Origin of the sequence: Flavobacterium sp. XS2P24 (genome assembly GCF_030010285.1) — a bacterium.
Taxonomy (GTDB): domain Bacteria; phylum Bacteroidota; class Bacteroidia; order Flavobacteriales; family Flavobacteriaceae; genus Flavobacterium; species Flavobacterium algoritolerans.
Map to the genome: position 1 here is coordinate 130,933 of NZ_JASCRU010000005.1, position 21,260 is coordinate 152,192.

Consider the following 21,260-nt stretch of genomic DNA (forward strand, 5'->3'; position numbering starts at 1 on the left):
TTATGATTTTTTGCCAATTAGATTTCGTTGAACGATTGTTGATTTATAGTTGATGTGTGATGTGTTAGTAGTGTGAGGTTTACGTTCAATTGTAAACAATTCAACAGTTAATTATAAAATTTTCTTTCTTAAAGGTATAAAATCGACCAACTTTGGTTTCAAAATAAACGGTGAAGTTTTCATTCAAAGAATTGCTATAATCCATTTTGTAAAGTTTATAACTGCTATTTTTAGATTCAAGTTTGAAATGCTCTTTTAGAATTTTAGAAATATAGCTATTATTAGCTCTGTTGTTTCTTTTATTGAGTTGCTCAACTAAATCTGAGATGGAATAATATAGTTCATCTTTTCCTAGCATACTGAACTCATCAATTAAAAATTCTTCGATTTCTTTTTCAATTGAAGTGCGGTTGCCTCTAACTAATATTTCAAGCGCTTCAGTGTAGATTTGTTCTTTTGCAAACCACATGCGACTAACTCTTTTTGAAATGATAGCTCTATCAGTCAAATAGTTTGCAAAATATGGAATTTCTTTTCTCATTTGTTCCAAAAGATCTGGATTTTCACCTGAAAAACAACTTACTTTAATAACCCAATACCGAATTTCTAAATCATCTACTTTAATAAAATTTTCTTCATTGTTAGAGCATAAAATAAACTTACCAAAAAATTCTATTTCCACTTTGTCCACTCCCTTTCCTTCACTTTTGTAATGATTAGAAGTCGACAGGTTTTTAATGCGTTCGCTATCTTCTTTTTTATCTAAAAGTACTTCATCAACAGCAACTATTAGTTTGCTAGCCCAATCGGAATTAAATCGACTTCTAAAATCCTCGTTTTTATTGATCGTCATGTTCCCTTCAAAAATTAATTTAAGTAATTTTAAAAAGGTACTCTTGCCTGTATTTCTTTCTGTACTTACAAAACAAAGAATCGGTAATATTTGCGTTGGATGTTTCCAAAGGATTGTTAGGTAATCTAAACCGATGTCATATTGTTCTCCAAACATGTGATGTAAAAACATCTCGATATTTTTCCACTCTCCTTTTTCTTGAAATTGGTAAGACAAAGGTTCATATTTATTGTAAAAATTGTTAATTTCTCTTTTGTATTCAAAATGGGATGGAAAGGTGCAAAACGTTTCGTATTTTTTTATTTTCTTTAACGAATCTTTTCCAAAATCATCAATTATGGTTTGTTTGTTCCATTTTATTAATGATTTTGAAGAATCACCACTCATCAGTGGGAAATCTACTAGCTTAAAGTATTCAGTCCCAACACGGATATACTCTTTCATGCTGGAAATTTTATGTGATTCAATTTGCCTCTATCGTAATTTTCACCAAATCGTTTCTTAATAATGAATACTAATACACCATGAGAGTTAGGGTCAGCAAAGGAATTATTTATCATATTACACAAAAGTCTGAAGTTGTAACTATCATAACTTTGAACGATAAGTTGTATGAGTTCGCAGTCTTTAAGCAAATTATCAATATGGTTCACTATTGCCCGGTCTCTATTATATGCTAATTTTAGTTTGGTTAAATTAAATTTCAAATTGTCAAGATGATAGAAGGCATCCTGCAATAAATCTTGGTTATACGGCTCCATATAAATCAGTTTTGAAGGATTAAAATTGATTTTTTTGAGTTAAAGCGTTTAATACATCACTCTTCTTGTAGCGTACTTTATTTCCAATTCTAAAGGCAGGAATTTTGTCTTTACGGGTGAGATCCCATAATGTGACTAGCGAAATGGAGAGCAGTTTTGCAGCTTCTTCTCTGGAGAGAATAATTTCACTGTTATTTTTAGAATGTTCTTCAAAATGTTTTAGTGCAGTAATTACACCATTGATGATTTCGTTTTTGAAATCATCGGCGTTGGTTGTCTCAATTTGAATTAAATTTGTCTTCATAATTACATGTTTTTAAATATTTATGAAGCAAATTTGATTCAATTGAGTTAAGTAAGTTTACTCTTCCTTACTCATAATTTGCTCAAATTTTAGTGAGTACATTTCTTGAAACAAATTCATCATTGAATTATGTTTTTTGTTTTTTAAAGATCTTGATTTTTGCATTCTACCATATTCTTTCAAAAAACCTTTTTGGATAACATAATTGGTATAAGTATTACTATGTTCATCTGCGAGTTTAAGTTTTTTAAGATTGTCTTTTAAAAAGTAATATAAGTAATTATAAAAGGCTTGTTTTTTTTCTTCTTGGTACCCAAAAACTATATAATTAAAAATTTCTTCACCGTTATCTTTAAAAATTAAAGCTGAGAGAGTATTATTACTAGGTTTGTTGATTGAGTAATTACCGGGGATATTCAGCTCTTCTGTTTTTGTATTACATGTTTCTATACAATTTTGTAAAGAGTAAGTTTTGCATAGTAGTTTAAATATGTTTGTTTTTTCAATGTTTTTGTTTAAAATATAAGTCTTTAAAAGTAATATATCTTGTTCTATCTCTGATAAGATAAATTCTTTTGTAGATTCATAACCGTATTCGCTTGGGTTTTTTAAACAGTCTATGAATTCATTGTTTTTAGATATTAATGTTGAATATTCTTCTAGATAACTATCCTTTTTATTTTTGATTAAGATCAGAGCCTCTTGGTTGTCGGAAATTAATAAAACTAGATGGTCTATCTGCTTTGAAAGTTCATCCGCAATTCGACTGGCATGCCCCAATACGCTCCAATACAGTTTAAGATACAACGTGTATATGACAGGTTGGTCAATCTCATATAGTTTGCCATCTAATTCAAATTCATATCCAATCATAAATTTCCGTGATACACAAATATGTCGAAAGGTATGCGACTTTGTGATGAATGGAAATATTTGTTGCTCCTTTGATAAAACATAAATTCCTAGTTCTACTAATTCAGCCTGTTGCTCTATTTCTGAAAGTGAATTAAAAAGATACTCATTTTCAATATATTTAAAGACTTCTTTTTCCATTTATTTGGTATGGTTAGATGCTATTAAGTTTTGTGTTTTCCAATATTCTTTTAATTTTTCCGCATTTTCTCTGGGAGTGATTTTTATATATTTCAAGAACTGAGCTTCGGTTTTATGACCGGTAATTGCCATAATGGTTGCATTAGGCAATTTACCATATAAATTAGATGCAAATGAACGCCTGCAGGTGTGTGAAGTGATAAGTTCGTGTTTGGGGTATGTGCCAAATACTTTGCGGCTTTTGTTTTTTGAAATAAGTGATATGTCGGGGAAAAATTCATCATCTGCAGTTTTGACAATCATTTTAGCACCATCAATCATTTCTTCTAATTTAACTTCTTGACAAACATCTTTTACATACTCATTAAATTTGGCATCTGATATTTGCTTAGGTAGTTCACCATTTCTTTTTGCCAAGATCTCTTTTAATTGTTGATGCATTGGTATAACAACAGGATGAGCTGTTTTCTTGGTTACGATTTCTATATAATCGCCCACAAAATTGTATTTTTCTAAGCTCATAAAGTCAGAAATTCGTAATCCTGTGCGTAATCCAAAAATGAAATTATCTCTCGTGTTATCTAAGCGTTCGGAATCACTAAAGTCATGATTATACACTTTGTTGATTTCTTCCTCCGTCAGATAAACATCTTTGGTTTCGTTAGATATTGTAGCAAATTCAGAATGTCTGTATTGTTGATTGATGGGAAAGCCTTCAATGTCTAAAATTTTACACCACTTTTTGAAATTAGTAATATATCCTCCAATCGTGTTGTTGTTTATTTTTTCTATTTTTTGACAATAGAATAAAAAATTTCTATAAAACTCAAGGTTAATATCTTGGAACCTCAGTTTAGTTTTATAAAAACTTTCATAGCCATCCAGTTTGTATTTTGTAGTTTGATAGTGCTGAATCGTTCTCTTTTTAACGGGTTCACCTTTGTAAAGCCGGGTAGGGGATTCGTCAATGTATTTTTGTATCCATTCTGTAAAATAGATTTTATGCAATTCAGTTTTATCAGCCTTGCCAAAGAAGTCTTTTATTTTGTCTTTAAGCCAGTTTTTATTGATGTATTGCTGATTAATATAATCGGTATTATACTGTTCAACGAGATAATTTTCAATTTTCCGTATGGTACTATTGATTAAATCTTTTTCAGGAGAAATATCTATACTTTTTACTTGCTCTTTGGTCGGACTCCAGTTGCTGAATTTCACCATCAATCCAGTTTTGGTTTTCTGGTCAATTCTATTACTGTCCCAAAAACGGACATGAATGCTGGTCAAATCAGTTTTCGATTTTATAACGAAGAAGCGTACTTTCATAGTTGATTTAATAGGAAATCAAATATAATATTTTTGCCGAAATATTGCCGAAAATATCTTAATTATTTTGAATTAGCCTGAATTTGGGTTAATTTACTTGTAGGAATAAAAAAATTAAAATCTTTAAAAGCCTTGTTTTTACTGGGTTTTTAAAGGTTCTAAAGATTCTTACAAATTAAGAAGTTGTAGAACTATTATCCGCACAAAAAAAGCTTCTCAATCGAGAAGCTTTTTTTATATCTATACCTGAAAATTATTTGTTTTCTATCCAAGCATTAATTTTCATCTCTAATAATGCTAATGGCATTACTCCGGATTCCAATACCTTTTCATGGAATTTTTTAATGTCAAATTTTGCACCCATTTTAGTTTCGGCTTTTTTGCGTAGCTCCATAATCTTCAGCTGGCCAATTTTATAAGACAAAGCTTGTCCTGGAATCGCCATATAACGCTCTATTTCAGGAATAATGCTCGCTTCACTTTCGGCTTCGTTTGCTAACGAATATTTAATGGCTTGTTCTCTGGTCCAGCCTTTGGAGTGTAATCCGGTGTCAACAACTAATCGAACTGCTCGATGCATTTCATTACCCAGCATTCCGAAATATTGATACGGATCTTGATACAGTCCCAGTTCTTTTCCTAAACTTTCCGTGTACAAAGCCCAACCTTCGCCGTAGGCGCCAAACCAATTGAATTTTCTGAAGTCAGGAAGACTTTGGTTTTCTTGTTGTAAGGATATTTGAAAGTGATGTCCCGGAATCGCTTCATGCAAAAACAAATCTTCATCACCATACATATTATAATTCGCTACATCAGGAATTGGAACATAAAAAATACCGGGACGCTTGCCGTCAGCAGTTCCTTGATTGTACTCAGCACTGGCGGTTTTTTCTCTAAAGGCTTCCGTTCTTCTGATTTCAAATTTTGTTTTGGGTTGCAATGCGAATAATTTGTCTACATTGGGTTTGATTCGGGTATAGATACTTTGAAAATTAGCAATCACTTCTTCAGGGTTTTTGAAAGGTTTTAATTCCTTTTTATTTCGAACCTCTTCAAAGAATGCTAATAAAGTGCCCTTGAAACCTACTTGAGTTTTTACCTTTTCCATTTCGGCATTCAATCGGGCTACTTCTTTTAATCCCAATTCATGAATTTGCTCCGGAGTCATTTCGGTTGTAGTCCATTGTTTTACATAGGTAGCGTACAAATCCTTTCCAAAAGGGAAACTTCCTATTCCACTGGTTGCTCTTGATGCAGGTAGGTATTCTTTGGTTAGGAAATCAGCCATTTTTTTATATTGCGGAATCAATTTATCATTGATAGTGGCCGTATATTTTGTGGTTAAGTCTTTTTTTATAGCTTCAGAAAAAGTAGGAGGCATCAATTTTATCGACGAGTAAAATAAATTATCTTCGATTTTTGGCGTGGCCATTTCAGCAAATTGTGGAATTAATTTTGTTGTTAATGATTTTGGCAACACAATCCCTTTTGCCATTCCTTTTTTCATATACACCATAGCCGAATCTATCCAAACAGCATATTTGTCCATCCTTTTCAGGAAATTAGTATAGTCTTTTTCTGTTTTAAAAGGCTGTGCTCCGGTTCCGCCAGCAAATTGTCCCATCGTTAGGTGTGTTCCCCAAAATTGATGTACTGGAAGTAGGTTAGTAGGTTGTTTTAATAAGTCTTTCCCAATCTCAACTTCCCATTTGATGATTTCGTAACTGTTTTTTTCTTCTTCAGATAAGCTTTCTTTATCAATAGTTTTTAAGGCAGTTTGGTATTTGTCAAAGAAAGCTTCTTGCGACTTTCTATAACTGTCCGTCATTTCAAACTGCAGCTGATCATTATACTCGTTTTGACCATTTTGCGTTGCATCCAATGGGCTCATCGCATTTTTATCGTCAAAATAATTTTCTGTCAGACTACCAAAGTCTTCTTTTTTGTCTTCAGGTTTACAGTTGACTAGCAATATAGAGGTTGTCAATGTGATGAAAAGTGCGGTTATTTTTCTCATAATGGATGATAGTTAAATAATTGTAGCTAATTTATTCAAAAAAAATTAATTATTTCCCAAATATGTTTCTATTTGTAATGCTTTAACATGGACTTTTTCTGTTTTTAGTTCTTATTCGCAAAAAAAATCCCATCCGCTTTAAAACGAATGGGATTTTAGGTTTCTATTTTTCTATATCCTTAAAAAAAGATTTGAAAAAAATCTTTTTTTATCCGTGATACACTCTGGAAGCAATTATTTTATCTTCTCTGATATCTAATACTTCCGCCACCAGTAAATCCTCTTCACCGGTAACTGTTCTTATGTATTCCATGAAAACGCGATCTCCATTTGCAGTTAGCGATTTCACCTTATAATTCAAGCTGGGCAAACGCTCAAAAGCATCTTTCCACCATTCTCTTAATGCTTCTTTTCCGGTAACAAAACCGTCGCTTTCCGGTTTGTACATTTTTAGTTTTGGACTAAAATGCACAGCATCTTCATCGTATAAAGACAATAATTTTTCTAATTCTTTATTGTTGAAAGTTTCAAACCATTTAAAAGCAATTGATTGTAGTTTTTCTGGTGTCATACTAATTTAGGATTGAATTTTTAATTAAAAAAATCCCATTCCGTGTAAACGGAAGGGATTTCATTTTTATAATTTCAAAGAAATATTAAACGTTCTTCAAATTGATAATTTCTTGTTCAGTAAGCAATCTCCAGTTTCCTCTTGGCAAATTCTTTTTGGTTAAACCAGCAAAAGAAACTCTGTCAATACGCAATACATCATAACTAAAGTGTTCAAAAATAGAACGCACCACTTTTACGTTAGCAGATCTTAGTTGCAAACCAATTTCACTTTTAGCTTCTCCGTCAATGTAACTTACATCTTCCACAAAAACGCGGTGTCCGTCAAGAGTCAAACCTTTGTTTATTTTTTCTAAATCCTCAAATTTCAAGTTTTTGTCTAATGAAACTTGGTAAATTTTAGATGATTTTTGACTTGGTAACGTAAACTTACGAATCATGTCCGTGTCATTTGTGAACAATAACAATCCAGTTGTATTTTTATCCATTCTTCCAACTGCACCAATTTTTGCAGTCGTAGAACCTTTTACCAGTTCCAATACATTACGATACTCCTGACCTTCGTCCATGGCAGTCGTAAAGTTTTTAGGTTTGTTCAGTAAAATGTATACTTTTTTCTCCGGTGTCAAAGTAGCACCATCAAAATTCACAACATCTCCAGGTTTTACCATATATCCCATTTCGGTAACAGGAATTCCGTTTACTTTCACAGTCCCGGATTGAATATAAATATCCGCATCACGACGCGAACATGCACCAGAATTAGCAATGTATTTATTCAAACGAATTTCGTCTTTTACTTTCGGTCTCTTTGGTGCTTGATTTGGTTTTTTCTCTACTTTATCAGTAGCGATATCGGCAACTTTAGTATTTACTTTAACTTTTTTCGGCCCTTGAGCGCGCTTCTGCATGGCAGGTTTTGGCTTATTCGAACTTGGTCTTGAGCTAGCTGCTCTTGGACCACTTTTCTTATTATTGCCTTCCTTGTTATTCATAATATTCCAATAATTTGTGCAAAGATACTATTTATATACTTGACAATCAATAATAGCCAATTATAAAAACGCTAACTATCTAGTTTATAAGCTAATTAATACGTTTTAGTTTCATTTTTTGGAGCTATTCCCGCTATTCATTACAATCTTTTATTTTTTTGACAGTAAAAAATATAAGGATTTCTCCCGAAGCTTCGGGACTATCGGGTCTAACCAAATAGAGGAATTTGGGGATTTTTGAGAAATGGTTTTTAACCTTTTATAATCCCGAAGCAGAAAATGTTTTAAACCGTCATCAACAATTTTTTTCCGTGCCATAAAACGCTTGGATTGATAAGCACTATGCAAAATACTCCAGCCACAATGAGGAATTTTAAAGTGTTGTGAAGCAATAAAAAATGTGCTTTTGTGTTTGATTTCCACAAGTAAGCCAAGAAAAAAATTAGTACAATCAGACAAGAATAAAAATAAACATCCATGTAACCCACATCGTAAATATCGATTAAAGCGTACACTGGAAGGATAGTCAGAATTGTCAAAACAGTAATAATTTTTTTAGCTATTTCTTCGCCGTAAACAATAGGAATCGTTTTGTAATCATTTGCCATGTCTCCTTTTAGGTTTTCTAAGTCTTTAATCATTTCCCGAATCAACAGCAATAAAAACAAAAAAGAGGCATGAGAAAAAATAACGCCAAGCTGTCTTTTATAATTTTCAATCTCTTCATATGGAATCCGAGTATAAAAATACAACAGTATGGCAAAAAAAGGTAAAACGGCAAGCAAAGCAGCAGTCAAGTTTCCTATTATTGCATATTTTTTTATTTTGTGAGAATAAAACCAGATGAAAAATATGTACCCAGAAAAAAATAAAAACACGCGCCACGAAACAAACATAGCCATTAAAGCCACTATAAAATTGAGTGTAAAATAGACGTTCAGTTTTGTTTTTTGACTCACTAATCGATCTAGCATCGACTTATTAGGACGATTGATTAAATCTTTTCGACTGTCGTAAAAATTATTGATGATATATCCGGAAGCAATTGTAAGCGAAGAAGCAAAAACAAGTATAAACAAATTGAAGTCGAGCAGAATATCCAACGCTCTTTTTTCGGGAGCCAAAATAAATATAGACGAAAGGTATTGTGCCAAAATTATTACCGGAATGTTATAGCCTCTAACCACAGAGAACAAACTTGCAATTTTCATTATGAGAAGTTTGTGCTGCCTGCTTAACATTATAAGATTTTGATTTATTTTTTTAAATTGCCCTTTAGGGATTAGGGGCTAAAACTGATAGACCACCTCTAGTTTGTAATCTTTTAAAGAAGCTTTAGCTTTTTCTAAATCTTCAGTGAAACCTAAAATGTAACCGCCACCACCAGAACCACATAATTTTAAGTAGTAATCATTGCTATCAATTCCTTGCTGCCAAATTCCGTGAAATTGTTCCGGAATCATTGGTTTGAAGTTATTCAAAACTACTTTTGATAATTTCTTGGTATTCATGAACAATGATTTCATGTCTCCGCCAAGGAAATTTTCCACACAAGCATCCGTATATTTTACAAATTGATTTTTCAACATCGCACGGAAACCTTTGTCCTTCAGGCTTTCCATGAAAATATTTACCATCGGAGCGGTTTCGCCCACAATTCCTGAATCTAATAAAAACACAGCGCCTTTTCCGTCAAAACTTTGTGTAGGAATTCCGGTTGCTTCAATATTGTCTTTAGAATTAATCAGAATCGGGATACTCAAATAACTGTTTAAAGGATCTAAACCAGAACTTTTTCCGTGGAAAAAACTCTCCATTTGAGAAAATATATTTTTTAACTGCAATAATTTTTCACGGGTCAAATTCTCCAGAACCGTGATTTTATTTTGTGCATATTTATCATAAATCGCTGCTACAAGTGCACCGCTGCTGCCTACGCCATATCCTTGTGGGATACTGGAATCAAAATACATTCCTGTCTCCACATCGTTTTTCAACGTAGTCAGGTCAAAAGTAACTAAGTCAGATTGTTCGTTTTGTAAAGTTTCTAAATACGTTACAAAACGTCTTAAGTGACCATTTGATTTGATGGCTTCTTCAGTTGGATTTTCATCTCTCTTAAGTGCACCATTGTAAAAATTATATGGGATTGAAAGCCCTTTTGAGTCACGAATAATTCCGTATTCTCCAAAGAGTAATATTTTTGAGTAAAATAAAGGTCCTTTCATATTAGATTGTAAATTGACAATTTGGGCTTGGTAATTATATTGTAACAAATGAATTTCTTATAAATCAACTTGATCTCCGCGATTAGCCTCTAGAATTTCAAGATCAATTTCTTCTTGTTGTTCAGGAGATAATTCTTTCCAGACATCTTTTTTTTGTGCTTTGAAAATGTTTTTTAAAGCCTCGATTATCGTTTTGTCATCAGTTTCTAATAACATTTTTATCAATTCTAATTTCTCTGATTGAATATCCATGATTTCAGCTCTTTAAAAAATAAAGATAGGAAAAAAACAGATTAAATCAACGAAGCTCCATTTCCAATTTCGTCACAAATGTACTGACCATTTTGACAATAGCCAACTAATTCGTTATTAATAAATTGTAAAACTGTTTCGGCCACATTTTCAGGATATAAAACATGCACATTTGCACCGGCATCCAGCGTGAAACAAACCGAAATTTTAGTCTCATTTCTAAATCTCCAAATCGCATTTATAATCTCCAAAGTGTTTGGTTTCATTAGTATAAAATAAGGCATTGAGGTCATCATCATAGCATGTAAAGTCAAGGCTTCGCTTTCTACAATTTTGATAAATTCCTCTAAATTCCCACTTTCAAAAATTGAAATAAGTTGGTCTAAGTTTTCATGTGCTTGTGCAAATCGCCTTTCGGCAAAAGGATGATTGTGCATTAAATCATGACCAATGGTACTCGAAACCTGTTTTTCACCTTTGTCAACCAGTAAAATAGTATCTTGAAAATTCTTAAAATTTGCATGAATCGCATTAGGAAATTCTACCCCAAATAAATCAGAACTTCCGGAGATATTTGCATGATTTCCCCAAACTACAACTTGTCCTTTTACACTTCTGCAAGCACTTCCGGAACCTAAACGCGCTAATAAGGACGCTTTTTGATAGAAATATTCCTCAGTCATTTCAGGATGTAACGCTTTTTCTAAACTCATCAAGTTCATCGCCAAAGCGGCCATTCCAGATGCTGACGAAGCAATTCCGGAACTGTGCGGAAAGGTATTCTCTGTGTCAATCGTAAAATGGAAGTCTTTTAAAAACGGCAAATAAATTTCTATTCGCTCCAGGAATTTTTGAATTTTTGGCTTGAAATCTTCTTTTGGTTTCCCTTCAAAAAGTAAATCAAAGGAAAATGTACCGTCGTTTTCTTTTTTGGAGAAAGCCAATTTAGTAATTGTTTTACAATTATTCAAGGTAAAACTCACCGAAGGATTCGCAGGAATTTGATTGTCCTTTTTTCCCCAATATTTTACAAGAGCAATGTTACTGGGCGCGCTCCATTGAAAATTTCCGCTTTCAATCGAATGTGTATATTTTGATGGAATAAAATCGTTTGCTGAAATCATGAATGTATAAATTTACGCAAAGATACTTTTTTTGGGTTATTTGTTTATTCGTTTAGTTGGTTAATCGTTACAAAGATTTAAGTAAATTTGGACAATAAAAATAATCATATAAGTCCATCAAGGATTTTTTAACCATTAAGGAATTAAGCTTCATTAAGTATTGGGCTTAATTTTTCTTAATTCCTTAATGGTTGGAAATATAAAGTTTACGAGATAATCAGTACACTTATTGTTTCTTAAATAGCTCATATGTTTCAAGAAAATAGTACATTTTAAAAAATATAAAAATGAATAAAATTACCCGAATATTAGCTGTTGTTGTTACGTGCCTTGCGATTGGTTATTTCTCTGGAATTGTCACCCGTTCTGCTATCACTACTTGGTATCCAACTTTAGTAAAACCAAGTTTTAATCCGCCTAATTGGGTTTTTGCACCGGTTTGGAGTATGTTGTATGTGATGATGGGTGTTGCCGCAGGATTAGTTTGGGATAGAATTGAATCAGAAAAAGAAGTTGTAAAAAAAGCGTTGGTTTTCTTTGCAATACAATTGGCACTAAATGCTTTGTGGTCGTATTTATTCTTTGGTTTACACAATCCAATGTTAGCCGGATTAGAAATTATTGTATTGTGGTTGATGATTTTTGAAACGTACGTTCAATTTGCCAAAATCAATAAAATTGCGGGCTATTTATTGCTTCCGTATTTGGCTTGGGTAAGTTTTGCCGCCGTTTTAAATGGAAGTATTTGGTGGTTGAATAGATAAGATTCTGTTTATAGTTTTTTAAATTCAATATTTTTGGCAAGCAAAAAATCCATTACACTTAATACATTGTTGCTTTCGGCTACTGTTTTTGATTTTGAGTCCGCATCACAAAATTCCAAGAACAGCTCTATTTGGTCTGGTTTTAATTTTAAAGTTTCGATATAAAACTTTTGATCACAGCTGCTTTTTGCCAATTGTTTGAATTCAATTTTCGGTTTATTTTTCAGAGCTTTCTCTTTTTCCTTTATGAACAACTTTAAAATCATGTCGGCCACCCGGAAGAAATCCACTCCGTTTTCTATGGTTCCATTGTAAACGCCCGTTTTTAAGCTTCTTGCAGACTTTTCTACGGCTAGTTTGTCAAGTTTTCCTTGTTCGTATGCTTTATCTGAACTTAATTTTATAGCTGGGATTTTCGTAATTACTACTTCTTCTAATTGTTCCGCTTTTAGGATTAGCAAAATGATGAGGTTGTTTTTGCTGATGGTTTTTTCATCCAAAACCAATTTTTTGATATCATGGTTTTTCGAAATAAAAATGAGTTCGTCACCCGCTTTTGCCAAAATAGAAAATTCCCCCGATGCATTAGTAACGGTGATTTTTTTAGAACTAAAATTAGCAACTTCAACTTTTTCCACTGGAAATTGTTCGTGTAAAACTTTTCCGTGAATTAATTTTTCGGTTTGTGAGAAACCAGATTGAAGTATAAAAAACAGTAAGAAAACAAAAAAGTAGTTTTTAATCATTCGTAATATTTTGATTACAAACATATTCAAATCATTCGGTGAAAATGAAAACAGAATAATAAATTCATGTTAATCAAAAACTAAAGTTCTCTTAATTAAAGTTTTGTAGTACAATGACTTTTGTCTAAACGGCATTAGCCACAATAAATCCGCTCGTCCATGCATTCTGAAAATTGAATCCGCCTGTAATGGCATCAATATTCACGATTTCACCAGCAAAATAAAGGTTTTCATGTAATTTGCTTTCCATTGTTTTGAAGTTAATTTCTTTTAAATCAATTCCTCCGGCAGTTACAAATTCTTCCTTAAACGTGCTTTTTCCGTTGACCTGAAAAGTCCCGTTCGTCAATTGATTGGCTAGATTTTGCAATTGTATTTTAGATAAATCGGCCCATTTTGTCTCTACTTCAATTCCGGAAGCGAGCACTAAACTTTCCCATAATCTATTAGTTAATTCGAAAGGAGATTTTTTTGAAACTGATTTTTTAGCGTGTTCTTGTTTTAAGTCTTTTAGCTTTTTCTCGACATCGGCAGTATCTTCATCATTCAACCAATTCACGAAAATGGTGAACTGATAATTTTTGTCATGCAAGATGCGGGCACCCCAAGCCGAGAGTTTTAATATTGCGGGTCCGCTCATTCCCCAATGGGTAATTAACAACGGTCCTGTTGAAGTAAGTTTAGTGTCTTTTACTTTTACGGTAACTTGTGCCGCAACTCCGGGCAATTCTTTTATTCTGGAATTTTTGATGTTGAAAGTGAATAGGGAAGGAACTGGGCTGACAACTGCGTGACCAAAATTCTGTAACATTTCCCAGACTTTAGGATTGCTCCCTGTGGCTAAAATTAGCTTTTCGGCAAGATAATTTTCAGTTTGGGTTTCAATTTTCCAAAAATTTTCTCCCGAAACTTCGGGATTGAAAATAGATTGCACACTTTGTCCCGTAAGCACTGCAATTCCTAGTTTTTGTGTTGCTTTCAGGAAACAATCAATAATCGTTTGTGAAGAATTTGAAACGGGAAACATGCGTCCGTCCGCTTCAATTTTGAGTTCTACGCCATGCTTCTCGAACCATTCAATCGTATCTCCAGAACAAAACTGATGAAAAGGACCGCGTAATTCTTTTTCGCCACGCGGATAAAACTTTACCAATTCATTCGGTTCAAAACAAGCGTGCGTTACGTTGCATCTTCCGCCACCGGAAATTCTAACTTTTTGCAATACTTCAGCTCCGCGTTCCAAAATTGCAACTTTCAGTTTTGGATTTTTCTCCACAATATTAATCGCTGTAAAAAAACCTGCTGCGCCGCCGCCTACTATTATTATATCGAAATTCTGGTTCATATTCTATTTGGGAGATCAGTGATGATTCCGTTTACGTTGAATGTTTTTATTTTTTGAATGTCTTCTAATTCATTGATGGTCCATGGGAAAACCTGTAATCCTTTTTCCTGCATTTTTGCCGTGTTTTCTTTTGTCAACAAATGAAAATGCGGATGAATGGATTTTGCCTGAATGAATTTGGCGAAAGCCAAAGCCAAGTCTAAATCGGTTTCCGTTAAAACGCCAATTGGAATTTTATCATTTAAAAACGCCACTTGTTGCAGCGCATTCCAATCAAAACTGGAAATTAAAAATCGGTCGTATTTCCATCCTTTTTTAGTGACGTATTTTTCAATAAGCGAAACTACTTTATCGGTTGCCTCATAACTTTTGAGCTCAATATTGATAAAACAATCTTGGTTTACCAAATCAAAAACCTCCTTCAGCGTTGGGATTTGCTGCTCTCCATTTATTCTAAAGGTTTTCAATTCGCGCAAAGATAATGCATTTACTAATCCTTTTCCATTGGTCGTTCGGTCAATAGATTCGTCGTGAATAACCATTATTTCGCCATCAGCACTCAAATGCACGTCGAGTTCAATGCCGTCCACCTGCATGTCTAATGCTTTTTGGAACGAAACAAAGGTGTTCTCTGGTTCATGTCCTTTTGCGCCACGATGTCCAATTTTGAGCATTGTCTTTTATTTTTTGGTAAAGGTAAACATAAAAAAAACGCCTTCATTTCTAAAGGCGTTTCTATGAAATTATTTTCGAATTATTTTTTCAATTCCAATAAAACAATATCAAATTCAGTATTGATTGTCACTTTTCCATTGGAAACGATTGCTTCTTTTCCGGAATAGGCATCTTTTAATGATGTGCCGTCTGCGAAAGTTGAATCTACAGCAAGTTCTTTTGTACCAATTACCAAATCCAATCCAACAACTACTTTATCTGTAAAATCTCCTTTAGAGAAAGTTCTGCTAAAAACATACGGTTGACCCGTAATTTGTTTGTGAATTCCTGCTCCAATCGAAGGATGATTTCTTCTAAATTGACCTAATTTTTGCCAATGCAAGAGTGTTTTTTGAGTTTCAGGATTTGATTTGATAGCTTCCCAATTCATAAACGAACGCAAGGTAGCATCACCTTTTGTTCCTTCGATCACTAAAGAACGAGCGCTTTCATCACCATAATATACTTGAGAAAGTCCAGGACTCAGTAATAATTTTGTTCCGCTTTCTATAGTTTTGGTACGATTTGCATCAAATGGTCCGCCGTCATCATGCGAAGACAAATAGTTCAAAACACTATATCCTTTTAAGTCATTGTTTAGCTTGTCAGAATATTTGGAGAATATAAATTCATAGTCTTTTTGTGCATCCCATTTGAACTCAAAATTGATCATATTGTTGAAACCATTTTTAAAATAGTTTATTTTTTTATCTCCAAAATCAAAATCTTGTCCGCCGCTGATACCATAATTGTACACTTCAGCAATGGTGTAAAAAGGATTGTTGTCTAAAACTTTTGTTGGATTATTTTTCTTCCAAGTTGCAAAAGCATAATCACATTGGGTCTTGAAATCAGCCCAAACCGTTTCATCGGTATGTTTTACCGTGTCGCCACGATAACCGTCAATTCCGTAATCCGCAATATAATCCGTCAGCCATTTGATGATGTAATATTTTGGGGCTCTTGGGTATCCCGTGCGAGCAAAAAACGCATCAAGTTCTTTCATTTCTTGTTCGTAACGCCCTTCTTTTTTCCATTTTTCGATTAAAAAAGGAGGTAACGCTACCGCTTGATTGTTTTCTGTTTTTATATCCGGAAGATTAGAAACCAGCGTACACGCAGTTGTATTTTCAAACGATTTGTAATCACAATTAGGTCCTGTTCGCACCCAGTCATTTGGCCAAACCGTATCTTCAGCAGTTACGGGTCCGGTATGATTGATTACGCCATCAAGAATGATTCGGATTCCGTGTGCGTGTGCTTTTTGAACTAATGCAGCCAAATCTTCTTTTGTTCCAAAGTTAGGATCTAAGTTCGTCCAGTCTCTCGCCCAATAGCCATGAAAGCCATAACTCAAACCAGTTCCTTCGTCAACACCATCGTGAATTTGCTCCACTATTGGTGTAAACCAAATGGCATTAATTCCTAATTTATCAAAATAACCTTCGTCAATTTTTTGAGAAATTCCTTTGATATCACCACCTTCAAAACCACGAAGTTTTCCCGTTGTTTTGGTTCTGTTGAAGTTTATATCATTTGAAGTGTCGCCATTATTAAAACGGTCTGTCATTAAGAAATAAACATTCGCTCCTTCCCAAACGAAAGGTGTTTTGTTACTCTCAGCAACTGTTTGTGTACTGGAGCAACTACTTATTATTGTCATGGTTAATAGTAAAAGTGGGATTGAATATTTTTTCATTTTTATAGCATTAAATGATTATTTTTTTTGAAACATATAAGGAATTATCAAATCGCTTAAATGCTTTACAAGGTTCAAATTACTTAAGTTCTAAAATCAAAACTGACTTAGGTTCTATTATAATTTCGTTTGTAACGTCAAAAGTAAGTTCAGAAATTACATCTTTTCCTGTTTTAAAGTCTTTGATGTTTTCTTTGAAACGATGTGTATTGACAGTTTTGGTCTCATTACTATTGTTCATTAAAACCATCACCGTTTCATCTTTGTTGTATCTAAAATAAACGTAGATGTTATTGTCCGGAATGTAATGTGTCATTTTTCCAAAATGAACCGCCGCTTTTGTTTTTCTCCAATTGAATAATTTAGAAGTAAAATTAAAATAATCGCTTTGTCCCGGAGTTCTTCCTTCTTTGATGAAAGCATTGTTCTGATCGCCTTCCCAACCGCCAGGAAAATCTTGACGAATATCAGCATCGCCTTTATTTTTATCACCGGCCATACCTATTTCACTTCCATAATACAATTGAGGAATTCCACGAACGGTAGCCATCAAAGTCATTGCCATCTTGTATTTTCTGATGTCGTTTCCGTAGGTTTGATTGAAACGATTCGTGTCGTGATTTTCGACAAAAATCAACATATTATTGATGTTTGGATACAGGAAATCATTTGTAAAATTGTCATACATTTTTACCACTCCTTTGTCCCAAGTTCCTTCGTCTTCACTGAACGCTTTGCTGGTTGCCTCATACAATGTAAAGTCCATTACACTTGGTAAATACGAGTTGTAATTTTGTATTTCAGCAATTTTACTGTCTTTTTGCCAATACGCCATTTGCGCTTGACTTTGCATCCAAACTTCCCCTACTATATTAAAATTTGGGTATTCATCGGTGATGGATTTTGTCCATTTTGCAATTCCTTTTGGGTCGGAATAATTATAAGTATCTACTCTAAACCCATCCAAATCTGCATATTCAATCCACCAAATCGCATTTTGAATCAGGTATTTTAAAGTCAAAGGATTCGTCAAATTTAAATCGGGCATCGATGGAACAAACCAACCGTCTATCGCGATTTTTTTATCAAATTTTGAAGCATTAGTGTCGTGGATAACCGTTCTTTTGTGATTGGTTTGCGTGTAGGTTTCAAATTGATTGATCCATTCTTTTGTAGGTAAGTCTTTCATCATCCAGTGTTCAATTCCCCAGTGATTCGTCACATAATCCATTACCAGTTTCATGTCTCTTTTGTGCATTTCGGCTGCTAATCGAACATAATCAGCATTGCTGCCGTAACGGGGGTCTATTTTATACACATCGGATTGACCATACGTGTGATACGAAAACTTAGCGTCGTTATCCTCACAAAGAGGCGTACTCCAAATGGTCGTTGCGCCCAGTTCTGCTATGTAATCCAAGTTTTTTATGATTCCTTCAATATCGCCACCGTGTCTTCCTCCAGGTAATTCTCTATTGTATTTTTCTTGGGTAGCATTTTCACTGTCGTTGTTTCTGTTTCCGTTGGCAAAGCGATCCGGCATCAATAAATACATCATATCCGAAGAATCAAAGCTTTTGCGTTGTGCTGAATTTTCTCTTCTTTGGCGCAAGCTGTATTTTTGTGTAAATGTTTCTTTGATGTTGTTTTTAAAAGTAAAAACAAAATCAGATGCAGCTACTTTTTTGGTGTCAATGGTAACAAAAATGTAGTTGGAGTTTTCCGTTCTTTTAACGTTAGTTATTTTTATACCATTAGAAACCGTGACTTGGTATTGAGAAATGTCTTTGCCATAAAAAAGAATTTGCAGTTCTGGATTTTGCATTCCTGCGTACCAAAAAGGCGGTTCCATTTTGTCGATTTGAGCGTTTAAAGTTAAAGACATAAAAAAAAGGAATAAGGTTATTTTTTTTAGAAAGCTCCTATTTATGAACGGAAACGAACCTGTTTTATGCATTGTGAAATATATTTTATTGACATTTAGATTTTTCGCTCACTTAAAATAAAGTCTTTTACTTTAAAATAGTCAGCCGATTTTATAAAAATTGGAATCCTCAAATAAGAATTAAGAACAGTTATCAATTAAACAATCCCAATGTTATTGGGATTGTTAGTAAGCCTAGCGAGGCTTGGGATCAAGTGATAGAATTAACTACAAGTTCTAGCAATTGTTTATTATACCGTAACTAAATTCTCAGACTTAACGACTACAGACTGACCATTTACTATGATTTTCAATTCTTTGTCGCCATCAATTGAAAAAGTTGTTTCCTTATGGTTGATTGCTACTTTCAAAATTTGATTTCTGAAATTAATTTTAAACGAGTAACCTTCCCATTCTTTTGGAATTTTTGGAGAAAAATGAAGCGTATCTTCTTTAATTCTCATTCCGCCAAAACCTTCTACGATACTCATCCAAGTTCCTGCCATCGATGTAATATGACAGCCTTCTTCCACTTCTTTATTGTAATCGTCTAAATCCAGACGTGAAGTTCTCAAATAGAACGTGTATGCCATGTCCATTTTGTCCAATAAAGCTGCTTGAATCGAATGCACGCAAGGCGAAAGTGAACTTTCATGAACGGTAAATGATTCGTAAAATTCAAAATTGTTTTTCAGTTCTTCTTTCGAAAAATGATCTTCAAAGAAATAGAAGCACTGCAAAACATCGGCTTGTTTGATGTACGGCGAACGTAAAATTCGGTCCCAAGACCATTTTTGATTGATTGGTCTTTGGCTTTTGTCCAAATCAGCTACACGAACTAATTCTTTGTCCAAGAAACCGTCTTGTTGCAAATACACGTTATGTTCTTCCGAAAAAGGGAAGTACATATTATCCGAAACTTTTTTCCAAGATTGTAATTCGGAATCCGAGATTTTTACTTTTTCTGTAATTCTTTTGTGATCTGAAGGATATTCCAGAGATACCTTTTGAATTTGTTCGTAGGTATATTCCAGACACCATTTTGCAATATAATTGGTGTAGAAATTATTGTTTACGTTGTTCTCATATTCATTTGGACCCGTAACTCCAAGAATTACATATTGGTTTAAATGAGTCGAAAAGTTGGCTCTTTGATGCCAAAAACGGGCAATCCCTATTAATACTTCCAGTCCTTTTTCAGGGATGTAACTGTAGTCGCCAGTGTATCTGTAAAAGTTATAAATGGCAAATGCAATGGCTCCGTTTCTATGAATTTCTTCAAAAGTAATTTCCCATTCGTTATGACATTCTTCACCGTTCATAGTTACCATCGGATACAAAGCAGCACCATTAGTAAATCCTAATTTAGCAGCGTTTTCAATGGCTTTATCCAATTGATTGTAGCGGTAGGTCAATAAATTTCGAGCCACTTCTTGATCTTTGGTCGCCATGTAAAACGGAATGCAATACGCTTCGGTATCCCAATAAGTCGATCCGCCGTATTTTTCTCCCGTGAAACCTTTTGGTCCAATGTTCAAACGAGAATCCTTTCCTAAATAGGTTTGGTTCAACTGGAAAATATTGAAACGAATTCCTTGTTGTGCTTTTACATCGCCATCAATTGTAATATCTGACATCTCCCAAATTTTTGCCCAAGCATCAATCTGGTCCTGCAACATTTTCTCATATCCTAACGCTAATGCGGATTGAATCACTTTCTCCGCAGCAGTAACGGTGTTTTCGTGGTTTAAAGAAACCGTGTAACCACCAATTTTTTGGATAGATGATTTTTGGCCTTGAGCCACAATTACATCGTAACTAAATTGAATTTTATCGGAAGTTGCATCAATATTAGAAGGTGAAATAGCCGTTTTTTCACCATTAGACAAAATGCTATTTTGCATGAAAGTGGTTACTTTGAAATGTGTTTTGAACGTTTGTGCCGTTACAAAAGCTTCATTTACAGATTTTTTCACCTCAAGTGGTTCCCAGAACTTTTCTTCCCAGTTGGCATCTTCATTGGTTACACCAGCATCAATATATGGTTTGTACACTATTTTTGAATCTTTGTTCAAAGGTGTGATTTCGTAATTAATAACCCCAACTTCATCCAGAACGATAGAAAGAAAACGACGAATAGTAACTGCTATTTGAGTTCCGTTTTTCAATGTAGCTTCAAAAGAGCGATTGTACCAACCTTCTTTCATGTTCAACTCACGACGAAAATTTTTGATTTCGGTACAGGTATTCAAATCCAGTTTTTCTCCGTTGATTTCGATGTCGATTCCAATCCAATTGGGAGCATTTAAAACTTTGGCAAAATATTCCGGATAACCGTTTTTCCACCAGCCCACTTTAGTTTTGTCCGGGTAATATATTCCTGCGATGTAACTTCCCTGGAATGTTTCTCCAGTATAATTTTCTTCAAAATTAGCACGTTGTCCCATTGCACCGTTCCCAATGCTGAACAAACTTTCAGATGATTTTACGCTCTCTACATCAAATCCTTCTTCTATGATTGACCAATTATCTGGTTTTATATAATCTTGATTCATTCTTTCCTTGTTGTTTAAAGTTTGAAAAAT

The 21,260-nt window shown here is 33.9% G+C and carries 19 protein-coding genes; 1 reads left to right on the forward strand and 18 read right to left on the reverse strand.

What is annotated here, in order from left to right; translation table 11 throughout:
* Window positions 1–100: 100 nt before the first annotated feature.
* From QLS31_RS06215 to QLS31_RS06270, 12 genes are all read right to left on the reverse strand, one after another.
* Window positions 101–1,297 carry a primase-helicase family protein gene (locus QLS31_RS06215; RefSeq protein ID WP_282743137.1) on the reverse strand — a complete coding sequence of 399 codons (1,197 nt, stop codon included), beginning with the start codon at window positions 1,295–1,297 and terminating at the stop codon, window positions 101–103.
* Window positions 1,294–1,614, reverse strand: a complete 321-nt coding sequence (locus tag QLS31_RS06220; protein ID WP_282743138.1) for a hypothetical protein — start codon at window positions 1,612–1,614, stop codon at window positions 1,294–1,296. The genes QLS31_RS06215 and QLS31_RS06220 overlap by 4 nt, the downstream gene beginning before the upstream one ends.
* A 19-nt stretch (window positions 1,615–1,633) precedes the next feature.
* Window positions 1,634–1,918, reverse strand: a complete 285-nt coding sequence (locus QLS31_RS06225; protein ID WP_282743139.1) for a helix-turn-helix domain-containing protein — start codon at window positions 1,916–1,918, stop codon at window positions 1,634–1,636.
* Window positions 1,919–1,975: 57 nt separating this feature from the next.
* Entirely contained in the window at window positions 1,976–2,971 is a 996-nt protein-coding gene (locus QLS31_RS06230) for a hypothetical protein (RefSeq protein ID WP_282743140.1), read from the reverse strand.
* Entirely contained in the window at window positions 2,972–4,297 is a 1,326-nt protein-coding gene (locus QLS31_RS06235) for a phage integrase SAM-like domain-containing protein (RefSeq protein ID WP_282743141.1), read from the reverse strand. It abuts the gene before it with no gap.
* A gap of 253 nt (window positions 4,298–4,550) precedes the next feature.
* Entirely contained in the window at window positions 4,551–6,314 is a 1,764-nt protein-coding gene (locus QLS31_RS06240; RefSeq protein WP_282713205.1) for a DUF885 domain-containing protein, read from the reverse strand.
* Window positions 6,315–6,522: 208 nt separating this feature from the next.
* Complete coding sequence (locus QLS31_RS06245) at window positions 6,523–6,885, reverse strand: nuclear transport factor 2 family protein (RefSeq protein ID WP_099713694.1); 363 nt, start codon at window positions 6,883–6,885, stop codon at window positions 6,523–6,525.
* A gap of 85 nt (window positions 6,886–6,970) precedes the next feature.
* Window positions 6,971–7,879: a pseudouridine synthase gene (locus tag QLS31_RS06250; protein WP_282713203.1), complete on the reverse strand. Its 909-nt coding sequence runs from the start codon at window positions 7,877–7,879 to the stop codon at window positions 6,971–6,973.
* A 284-nt stretch (window positions 7,880–8,163) separates the two neighbouring features.
* Complete coding sequence (locus QLS31_RS06255; protein ID WP_282743142.1) at window positions 8,164–9,120, reverse strand: geranylgeranylglycerol-phosphate geranylgeranyltransferase; 957 nt, start codon at window positions 9,118–9,120, stop codon at window positions 8,164–8,166.
* A 48-nt stretch (window positions 9,121–9,168) separates the two neighbouring features.
* On the reverse strand, window positions 9,169–10,107 hold the full coding sequence (locus QLS31_RS06260; RefSeq protein ID WP_099713688.1) for a mevalonate kinase: 939 nt from the start codon (window positions 10,105–10,107) through the stop codon (window positions 9,169–9,171).
* Window positions 10,108–10,164: 57 nt separating this feature from the next.
* Window positions 10,165–10,359, reverse strand: a complete 195-nt coding sequence (locus QLS31_RS06265) for a hypothetical protein (protein ID WP_282743143.1) — start codon at window positions 10,357–10,359, stop codon at window positions 10,165–10,167.
* Between the two features lie 41 nt (window positions 10,360–10,400).
* Window positions 10,401–11,483: a diphosphomevalonate decarboxylase gene (locus tag QLS31_RS06270; protein ID WP_282743144.1), complete on the reverse strand. Its 1,083-nt coding sequence runs from the start codon at window positions 11,481–11,483 to the stop codon at window positions 10,401–10,403.
* Window positions 11,484–11,770: 287 nt separating this feature from the next.
* Here QLS31_RS06270 and QLS31_RS06275 point away from each other — a divergent pair, with 287 nt between their 5' ends.
* Complete coding sequence (locus QLS31_RS06275) at window positions 11,771–12,247, forward strand: TspO/MBR family protein (RefSeq protein WP_282713196.1); 477 nt, start codon at window positions 11,771–11,773, stop codon at window positions 12,245–12,247.
* A gap of 8 nt (window positions 12,248–12,255) precedes the next feature.
* Here the strand turns inward: QLS31_RS06275 and QLS31_RS06280 are convergent, their stop codons facing one another.
* The 6 genes from QLS31_RS06280 to QLS31_RS06305 form a co-directional block, all read right to left on the reverse strand.
* The gene (locus QLS31_RS06280; protein WP_282743145.1) at window positions 12,256–12,993 is read right to left on the reverse strand and encodes a hypothetical protein; all 738 of its coding nucleotides are present in this window, start codon (window positions 12,991–12,993) and stop codon (window positions 12,256–12,258) included.
* A 124-nt stretch (window positions 12,994–13,117) separates the two neighbouring features.
* On the reverse strand, window positions 13,118–14,338 hold the full coding sequence (locus tag QLS31_RS06285; RefSeq protein ID WP_282743146.1) for an NAD(P)/FAD-dependent oxidoreductase: 1,221 nt from the start codon (window positions 14,336–14,338) through the stop codon (window positions 13,118–13,120).
* Complete coding sequence (locus QLS31_RS06290) at window positions 14,335–15,012, reverse strand: glycerophosphodiester phosphodiesterase family protein (protein WP_282743147.1); 678 nt, start codon at window positions 15,010–15,012, stop codon at window positions 14,335–14,337. Before QLS31_RS06290 ends, QLS31_RS06285 begins: the two co-directional genes overlap by 4 nt.
* An 80-nt stretch (window positions 15,013–15,092) precedes the next feature.
* Window positions 15,093–16,751 (reverse strand): alpha-amylase family glycosyl hydrolase, encoded by a 1,659-nt coding sequence (locus QLS31_RS06295; protein WP_282743148.1) that lies wholly within the window; start codon window positions 16,749–16,751, stop codon window positions 15,093–15,095.
* A 79-nt stretch (window positions 16,752–16,830) separates the two neighbouring features.
* Window positions 16,831–18,636: a glycoside hydrolase family 13 protein gene (locus tag QLS31_RS06300; RefSeq protein WP_282743149.1), complete on the reverse strand. Its 1,806-nt coding sequence runs from the start codon at window positions 18,634–18,636 to the stop codon at window positions 16,831–16,833.
* 290 nt (window positions 18,637–18,926) lie between these two features.
* Complete coding sequence (locus QLS31_RS06305; protein ID WP_282743150.1) at window positions 18,927–21,230, reverse strand: glycoside hydrolase family 65 protein; 2,304 nt, start codon at window positions 21,228–21,230, stop codon at window positions 18,927–18,929.
* Window positions 21,231–21,260 lie beyond the last annotated feature (30 nt).